The sequence below is a fragment of the Shewanella sp. c952 genome (assembly GCF_019654975.1).
GTDB lineage: Bacteria > Pseudomonadota > Gammaproteobacteria > Enterobacterales > Shewanellaceae > Shewanella.
The window spans coordinates 26,124-33,615 of the sequence record NZ_BPEW01000045.1; the positions used below are offsets into that span (position 1 = coordinate 26,124).

Here is a 7,492-nt window from a genome sequence, read left to right on the forward strand (position 1 = left end):
CCTAACAAATGTTGAATGAGCACGATCCGTTTAATGCTTACAAACAGACCTCACTCGATGCGAGAGCCGCTGCAGCAAACCCACATGAAATGGTGCGAATGCTGCTGGACGGACTCTTAGAAGAGATCGAAAGAGCCAGCGGATTTATGCAACGCCGCAGCTATGAGGACAAGGGGCAAAGTATCAATAAGTGCCTCAACATCGTTCACGGACTCGACTCAATGTTAGATCTTGAAAGTGGCGGCGAAGTCGCCGCTGGGCTCAACCGCCTGTATGACTACTGCAGCCGTCAACTCGTGACTGCCAGCGTAGAGAATAGTATCGAGGCGCTAGCGCCAATAACAAAGGTAATAACCAATGTCAGAGAAGGTTGGACCAACCTCAATTAAGCAATGGCTTTACTTTGAGAAGGCACTCCAATTTCACGCTAAAGCCGAAGACTGGCAAGCACTTGAAAAGGTGAATACCAAGATGATTTCAGCGTTAACAGCTGCGGGAAAGCCGAGTAATAGGCAGCAGCTCCTCGCCCGAAAATCACTGGCTGCAGTCCATCAAGCAGTGGTTAAGCAGTTAGAACAAGCTAAAGCGAAACTGGCGATTGAGATGAGTCAATTTCAGCAACAACAAGATGGGCTAGCCGCTTATCAACTGACTCAATTGAGCGGAGAAGATTATGATTAGCCCTTATACAGCATTAAATAGCCCGTTAACACAGGGCAGTGCCGCAGCTTCGCCTTTGGCCACAACAAACAAGATGCATAGTGTGGCAAACGATAACCCAGAGGGGAGCGAGCATAATGATGTTCTGTCTTTTGCTATGGTTGCGGCGCAAAGCCTCAATACAGCTCATCAAACCACAGCGATGGCAAGCACCGGCACCTCAATCAATAACAGCGAAACAACGATAGTTCGATCTTTTAGCGCGGACAGTGCCGTTGCAACTAACTCGGCGCTGCAACAGCAAAGCCCTGACATCAAAGCCGCTCTAAACCCTGTAGTGATGGGGCCTATTTCAAAGTCGAGTGATGCTCAGTCAGCAGCAACTAGCACGACCAGCGTTAATGTCGGTCAAACCGCATCTTCGTTACCGCAACTATCGCAACAGAGTTATTCACCTCAGCCAATGCAAAATGGCGGCTTAAAGTCGACCCCATCAATGATACAGAATGCATTTCAAGCCACCGCGACCACTCAGCCTGCCATCGCAGCCTTGACTCGCGATGCACTGGCCAGTGAAGCGCTAGAATCTAGCCAGCATGTCGTTGGCGGCGCCTCTAGAAATCAAGCAACCGTTGCCCAATGGGGGCCGGTTTCAGTCTCTCAAGCCGCTCCTATGATGCAGCAAGCCCAAGAGATGCTCTCTCCACTGCGTGAACAGTTACGCTTTCAAATTGATCAGCAGATTAAACAGGCTGAACTTAGATTAGATCCACCTGAGCTTGGCAAGGTAGAGCTCAATATACGCTTAGACGGTGACAGACTGCATATTCAAATGCATGCCGCTAACCCCGCTGTTCGTGATGCTCTGTTAATGGGATTAGACAGGTTACGCAATGAATTAGCCATGGATCATGGCGGCCAAATTGATGTCGATATCAATCAAGAAGGTGAGCAAAAGAAACACAACCAACAACCGCATACCACAACGATTGCAGCGGCACCCCTCTCAAATACCGATAGCTCAGTTGATAGCCTTTCACAGCAAGATGAAGTCGATCTATTGGCATAACTTAGGAAACACTCATGGCATTTAGTAATTCAAATACGAAAAAAATAACAATTCTACTATTCATCACCATCTGGAGTGGCGCTGTGTTTTGGGCTGGTTGGCAATCGCCAACAATCATAGGAGGGCCATTTTCAGCCGCCGAAGATGAAGTTATCTCAGCTAAGTTTTATCCATTAGACAAGTTTGTCATCTCAGTACCTGGAGATGATTATCCTCATTACTTGTTACTTGAAATGGCCTTCAAAAGCCGCTCTAAAAATGTCGAAACTACGATCAAGCAGGCAGATCCGGTGATCCGTAATTCGCTGATGAAAATGTTCTCCAAAAAACATTTCAACGAACTCAACGACGCTCAACAGTTTGAATCATTACAAAAAGAGGCGCACCTGTTGCTAACCAATGTGCTTGCAGAAAATGAATTCAGTATTGAGCTTGATGACGTGTTGTTCACTCGGATGGTCATTCAATAGGAGGGCTATGTTATGAACGCTGCACAAGTCGCTTACCAAACAACAGCAGAAGAACCCACGGTTAATCGCCTGTCCGAAAGCCAAGTGATGATGCAGTACCTTCCGCTAGTAAAACGCTCTGTTTCTCAACTTCGTAGCCATTGCGGATCAGTTTTGGCTATCGAAGATATGGAGCAAATAGGCATGATGGCGTTGTTAGAGTCCGCAAGGCGCTATCCAGGTGAATATGACAACGGTTTCATCTCATATGCTGGTCAGCGAATTAGAGGCGCCATACTCGACGAGTTGCGTCGCCAAGATTGGCGTCCTCGACCCGTGAGACAACAGGCCCACGAACTTAATGATACCGTTCGCAAACTCACCAAAATGCTTGAACGAGCGCCGAGCGACAATGAAGTCGCCCAAGCTATGGGACTCAATCAAGAAGACTACCGCAAGCGTCTGCATGCCTCTCAATCAGAGTCGATGCGAAGCCTAGATGAATTGATTAGTGATGGCGGACATTTTGAAGATAAACGAGATGTATTTGAACAAATATCCGCCAAAGAAACTTTATTCCAAGCAATTTCGAAATTAAACAAAAGAGAACAGGTAATTCTGTCGCTTTACTATCAACATGAACTCAATTTAAAAGAAATAGCCGCCACGTTGGGATTAACAGAAACTCGGATCTGTCAGTTGCATAAACAAGCAGTAAAGCAACTTCAGAAAATATACCAACAATGGGATCGGTAAGCAGGTGAGGTAGTATGAGCAAACTTTTAGGGCTAATGATCATTCTTTTTTCAGTTTTTGGTGGATATGTCTGGGCAGGAGGAACCTTAGCCTCCCTATGGCAACCAGCAGAGATACTGATCATATTTGGTGCAGGTATGGGTGCACTCATTATCGCTAACCCTAAACCCGTCCTAGTGGAGATGCTTGACCAAGTAAAAGAGTTAGTCAGAGTCGAAAAAGAGGACCCTGAGCTTTATCCCCAACTGTTTGGCTTGATGGGTATGTTAATGGCTCAAATCCAATCTCAAGGACTTAAAGTGCTTGATGACCATGTGGAAAAGCCGAGAGAAAGCTCGCTATTTCTCATGTACCCCACAGTGTTAGAACACCCAACGGTACTGCAATTTCTTATCGATAATTTACGTCTACAGTCTATCGGTAAACTCTCCGCCCATGACCTTGAACATATATTGGATGAAGAGATCCATCGTATGGAAGAGGATTGGATGCGTCCATCACTTGCGCTAAATAAAGTGGCAGAAGCCATGCCGGGCTTTGGTATTTTGGCTGCCGTAATGGGGATCATCATCACCATGTCCAATATTGACGGCCCAATAACCATGATAGGTGTCAAAGTAGCAGCAGCGCTTGTGGGCACATTTATCGGAATTTTTGCCTGTTATTGCCTGTTCGACCCGTTGTCTAAGGCACTAGAACATTTAGTTGAACGTAAGTCAGCACAGCTTAGGTGTGTTGCAGCTATGCTATCCTCCTTCGCCAAAGGCAAACCTCCAATGCTAGCAATAGATGCCGGTCGAAAACAGATTCAGAGTGAAAACCGTCCCACATTTATCGAGTTAGAACGCTGGATGGTGGAGCAACAAAGCTAATGGCTACTCGTCCTGAACCCATTGTTATTCGGCGTAAAAAGAGAACCAAAGCTAAGCCTGGTCACGGCGGCGCTTGGAAAGTCGCCTTTGCTGATTTCACACTGGCAATGATGGCACTATTCATGGTGTTGTGGATTATGCAAATAGCCGATCAGCAAGAAAGAACCATGATTGTTCAGTACTTAAAGGGCGATCTGTATTCAACTGGGTCTATTAACCCGTTTGATCTGACCCGCTCCCCTTCACTGATTGATTTTCAGGGGAATATAGCGCTTCAGCAAGCTGTTTTACCTGCAACCGCTACCGGTGTCGATCGCAGTGGTCCTGCAATGCACAATCATATTCCCTTGGGAAAAGATAACGTAAAAGCTGGTATCGGCCCCGAGCTCAACTCATTAGTGCCTGGAAAGTTTGAAACACAGGCCCAATTAGAGTTTTTAGCGAGAGAGATAGAGCAAGTCATTACCGATGTCAGCATGAATGCCAATGTAGAACTTCAAGTTGTGCCACAGGGCATTAGAATTTTAATGCATGATAACGTCAACCAATTCATGTTTACCCGTGGCAGTTCAAATATGAAGCCCTACTTTGAAGATCTGCTCATGGCCTTAGGACCAGTGCTTGGTAAAGTTGACAACAAAATGAGTATTTCAGGCCATACAGACTCAAGCCCTTATGCGGGAAAGACATTTACCAACTGGGAGCTTTCAAGTAAACGAGCATTACTTGCCCGTCGCGTATTGGAATATTCAGGTGTACAACGTGACCAAGTCATCCAAGTCACAGGGATGGCAGATCAAGCGCCTTATATCGTTGACGATCCAGCAGCTGCAGCCAATAGAAGAATTGAGATGCTAGTGATGACCTCAACAGCTGAAACTCAATTACGACAGATGATGGGGATCGCCAGTGAACAACCTAAATCAGACGCTGAAATAGACCATGCTAAGCAAGTTGCCGAGGCAAACAAACCCAGAATGAGATATCGCTAACTGTGGATGACCCTTTAATACAGCACGGTGAATTTATACCCGCAACTCAACAACCGACAAAACCAGAGTTGGGTATTGATAGTCGCCAGCATACAAGGCACTCATTGCGAGAAGACCATGACAAAAAGATCGAGCTAGCATGTGATGGCGTTACAGTATCGCTGTTCAAACAAACATGGCGCAGCACAAGACCTATCGGTATTGCCAATATAAAAGATATAGGCCTAGGCGGGGTTGGGATGATAAGTCGCAGCAAACTATCGCCTAATCAACAGGTATCAATCGCCGTCGATGATGAGTTGATACCCATCATAATAATGCGAGTGCATAGCATTAACGAAAAGCTCAATTTTATTGGCGCCAGATGGGCCATAGAAGATCAACAAAAGACCTTGAGCATTATTCGTAAAGTAAAATTTTTAAGTGAAAAATCAGTGTAATACAGAATGAGTATCGTCGACAGTAGGGAGATAGTAATGGCTTCATCATATGAGCGAAAAGGCCCGGATGGTCTACAAAAGCTCTTTCTGTATTTGATACTACTTGATTGGTTTATCCTATTGTATTTAACCACTGAACTTAAAGATATGCCCTTTAAGCAAGGCGTGGCCGCTTCTATCATGGTGACATTGTTTAATTTTCTTTTAGTCAATTTATGCTTTAAGCGAGCACGCAGATCGAGCGACAGCTACCTCATTTACCCTGTCATTGGAGGCGCTCTACTGTCTTTCTTACTGCTAGCCTACTTCTTTTTTTTCGATTGATAGCACTCATTAAATAGCTGCAGTTCCAAGGCCTTTGCACGTCTAGTAAAGCATTGAAGTAACAGCAACTACTGAGGTTGATTTCCCCTGTGAACCTCAATAACACCGTTCAATCAAAAAAGCTTGTGGCTCTCGTCATATCCCGCAAATATCTCCCAAACAGATGATGAATAATTAGCAGTTTCAAAGCATTGCTGCCAATAAAGAGGTTGAGTTAAGATTTCAAGCTGAGCCGCCAGCAGGCTGGCAACCCTAATTCGTATTATTAAAGAGGTCATTAATATGCCACATGAGCCGTTAACTCAGCTGCAGCGCGAGTTTATGTTAAGCGAGGTGACTGAACCGGTGATTGCCATTGCTAAACAGGTGAACTTTGCTGAACGCTATTATGCCCTGCTTGAGCAGTTTCCAAAGCTGCCCGGGGATTTTAACCCTAACGTGGCGTTAGACACCAAAATCGATTTAGTGACCGCTTTTTCCTACCCTATTCGCTATTACAAGGGGGAGGGAGGCTACTTTATGCTCAACAAAAAAAAATTCGCCTATCCGCATATGCGTCTAATGATTGAGATGCGCCAATGGGTGGTTTTTAATTTTGATTTATGGCGCGATGACACTCGCATTGGCGGCGGCAGTTATCAGCAGCTGGCGGTGGCTGAGCGTCTATCGAGAGGAGATGATATTTGTTGGGATGACTGGCGCGTGCAGCAACAGCCTTGGTGTTACAGCGAAGCGCAACTACAAACTGTGTTGACTGAACTGTTTTCACTGTTTGACGACCTGTGTCAAGCCATGCCCGAGCCGCCAGGTTTCCCGCAAAAATCATTTACTCAGTTGGATTGTAAGGTTTTATTAACACAAATCCCTGAACCTGTAAGCACCATTGCCAAGCAGGTGAACTTCTCTGAGCGCTATTCAGCGCTACTTAAGCAATTTCCTAAATTACCCGGTAAATCTAGCGCTAAAGTATCACTAGAAAAACAAATAGAGTTAGTCTCAGGCTTTCCGTATCCAATTGACTACGACCCCAACTTTGGAGGGAGTTTTACTCTGTATCGCGAGGATTTCGAATATTCACATATGCACATTAAATTTGAAATAAAGCAAAAGGTTACATTCTGGTTTAATTTATTTCGAGATAATAATGACCACTCCTGGGTTGGTGGCGGTAATTTTCATGAGCTTTCGGCCGCACAGCGATTATCTAGCGGGGGATCTATGAGCTGGGAAGAACGAAATGTTGTTCAGCAGCCATATTGTTATAACGAAACACAGCTGCAAATGGTACTAACTGAGCTTTTTTCACTTTTTGAAGATATGTGCCAAGCCATGCCAGAGCCACCAAAGCCTCAAATAACCCACTAATATGCCATTAGCGATAACGCCTCAATCACAAATCGTAGGCCCAGCTAATGACCTACTCTCTATTATCCCCGCAGGGGATACATGGGGGCGAAGAAGTCCAGATTTGAATCCAGCGCATTCATGGGCCTAGTAGCGCAAGTAACTTGTTACGAAGCCGGGGATAGCGCTCAGCGGCGGGTTGACGTCGAACTAGCCATTTATACCTAATTAAGTAAAGAAGCTACCTAAAAATAATCTTGTCGCATCACACCGTAATCACTGCAGCCCTAAGCGCTATAGCAAAATGATTAATTGACTCAATTTACAGACGTAAAAAAGCCCGCTATATAATAGCGGGCTTTGATACTAAATAGGCGCCTGGAAATGGCCAGCTTCGAGCGAGCTCTCCGCGCTACATAAGTGCATGAAGCTACGCTTCATAAACGCACTCACTTCGCCCTACTATCACATGTAATGATGCATGCTTCGCATGCGCTTTCAATTTCCCCATGTTCGAGTCAGTAATTCAAAAGCTGATAAACGAAAAAATCCCTAGTGCAGAGCACTAGGGATTTATCGTTATTAG

Annotated in this window: 10 protein-coding genes; all 10 read left to right on the plus strand. The window is 45.2% G+C overall.

Annotated features, from left to right (window positions below):
- Positions 1–8: 8 nt before the first annotated feature.
- The 10 genes from fliS to K5R16_RS22525 all read left to right on the plus strand — a co-directional run bounded on the left by fliS (position 9) and on the right by K5R16_RS22525 (position 6,927).
- On the plus strand, positions 9–389 hold the full coding sequence (gene fliS / locus K5R16_RS20010) for a flagellar export chaperone FliS (RefSeq protein ID WP_220739889.1): 381 nt from the start codon (positions 9–11) through the stop codon (positions 387–389).
- Positions 358–681: a hypothetical protein gene (locus K5R16_RS20015; protein WP_220739891.1), complete on the plus strand. Its 324-nt coding sequence runs from the start codon at positions 358–360 to the stop codon at positions 679–681. Before fliS ends, K5R16_RS20015 begins: the two co-directional genes overlap by 32 nt.
- The gene (locus K5R16_RS20020; RefSeq protein WP_220739893.1) at positions 674–1,729 is read left to right on the plus strand and encodes a flagellar hook-length control protein FliK; all 1,056 of its coding nucleotides are present in this window, start codon (positions 674–676) and stop codon (positions 1,727–1,729) included. Before K5R16_RS20015 ends, K5R16_RS20020 begins: the two co-directional genes overlap by 8 nt.
- Before the next feature lie 14 nt (positions 1,730–1,743).
- Positions 1,744–2,199, plus strand: a complete 456-nt coding sequence (gene fliL, locus K5R16_RS20025) for a flagellar basal body-associated protein FliL (RefSeq protein ID WP_220739895.1) — start codon at positions 1,744–1,746, stop codon at positions 2,197–2,199.
- Positions 2,200–2,211: 12 nt separating this feature from the next.
- Positions 2,212–2,934 carry an RNA polymerase sigma factor FliA gene (locus K5R16_RS20030; RefSeq protein WP_220739897.1) on the plus strand — a complete coding sequence of 241 codons (723 nt, stop codon included), beginning with the start codon at positions 2,212–2,214 and terminating at the stop codon, positions 2,932–2,934.
- Between the two features lie 14 nt (positions 2,935–2,948).
- Positions 2,949–3,806: a flagellar motor stator protein MotA gene (motA, locus tag K5R16_RS20035; protein ID WP_220739899.1), complete on the plus strand. Its 858-nt coding sequence runs from the start codon at positions 2,949–2,951 to the stop codon at positions 3,804–3,806.
- Positions 3,806–4,798 (plus strand): flagellar motor protein MotB, encoded by a 993-nt coding sequence (locus K5R16_RS20040; protein WP_220739901.1) that lies wholly within the window; start codon positions 3,806–3,808, stop codon positions 4,796–4,798. Before motA ends, K5R16_RS20040 begins: the two co-directional genes overlap by 1 nt.
- A 2-nt stretch (positions 4,799–4,800) precedes the next feature.
- Entirely contained in the window at positions 4,801–5,238 is a 438-nt protein-coding gene (locus K5R16_RS20045) for a hypothetical protein (protein WP_220739903.1), read from the plus strand.
- 36 nt (positions 5,239–5,274) lie between these two features.
- Positions 5,275–5,562 (plus strand): hypothetical protein, encoded by a 288-nt coding sequence (locus K5R16_RS20050; RefSeq protein ID WP_220739905.1) that lies wholly within the window; start codon positions 5,275–5,277, stop codon positions 5,560–5,562.
- A 282-nt stretch (positions 5,563–5,844) separates the two neighbouring features.
- The gene (locus K5R16_RS22525) at positions 5,845–6,927 is read left to right on the plus strand and encodes a hypothetical protein (protein ID WP_259649947.1); all 1,083 of its coding nucleotides are present in this window, start codon (positions 5,845–5,847) and stop codon (positions 6,925–6,927) included.
- Positions 6,928–7,492: the final 565 nt, after the last annotated feature.

Excerpts from the sequence above, each read along its gene's own strand:
- fliS (WP_220739889.1), top strand. The coding sequence starts at position 9 with ATGTTGAATGAGCACGATCCGTTTAATGCTTACAAACAGACCTCACTC.
- K5R16_RS20015 (WP_220739891.1), top strand. The coding sequence starts at position 358 with ATGTCAGAGAAGGTTGGACCAACCTCAATTAAGCAATGGCTTTACTTT.
- K5R16_RS20020 (WP_220739893.1), top strand. The coding sequence starts at position 674 with ATGATTAGCCCTTATACAGCATTAAATAGCCCGTTAACACAGGGCAGT.
- fliL (WP_220739895.1), top strand. The coding sequence starts at position 1,744 with ATGGCATTTAGTAATTCAAATACGAAAAAAATAACAATTCTACTATTC.
- K5R16_RS20030 (WP_220739897.1), top strand. The coding sequence starts at position 2,212 with ATGAACGCTGCACAAGTCGCTTACCAAACAACAGCAGAAGAACCCACG.
- motA (WP_220739899.1), top strand. The coding sequence starts at position 2,949 with ATGAGCAAACTTTTAGGGCTAATGATCATTCTTTTTTCAGTTTTTGGT.
- K5R16_RS20040 (WP_220739901.1), top strand. The coding sequence starts at position 3,806 with ATGGCTACTCGTCCTGAACCCATTGTTATTCGGCGTAAAAAGAGAACC.
- K5R16_RS20050 (WP_220739905.1), top strand. The coding sequence starts at position 5,275 with ATGGCTTCATCATATGAGCGAAAAGGCCCGGATGGTCTACAAAAGCTC.
- K5R16_RS22525 (WP_259649947.1), top strand. The coding sequence starts at position 5,845 with ATGCCACATGAGCCGTTAACTCAGCTGCAGCGCGAGTTTATGTTAAGC.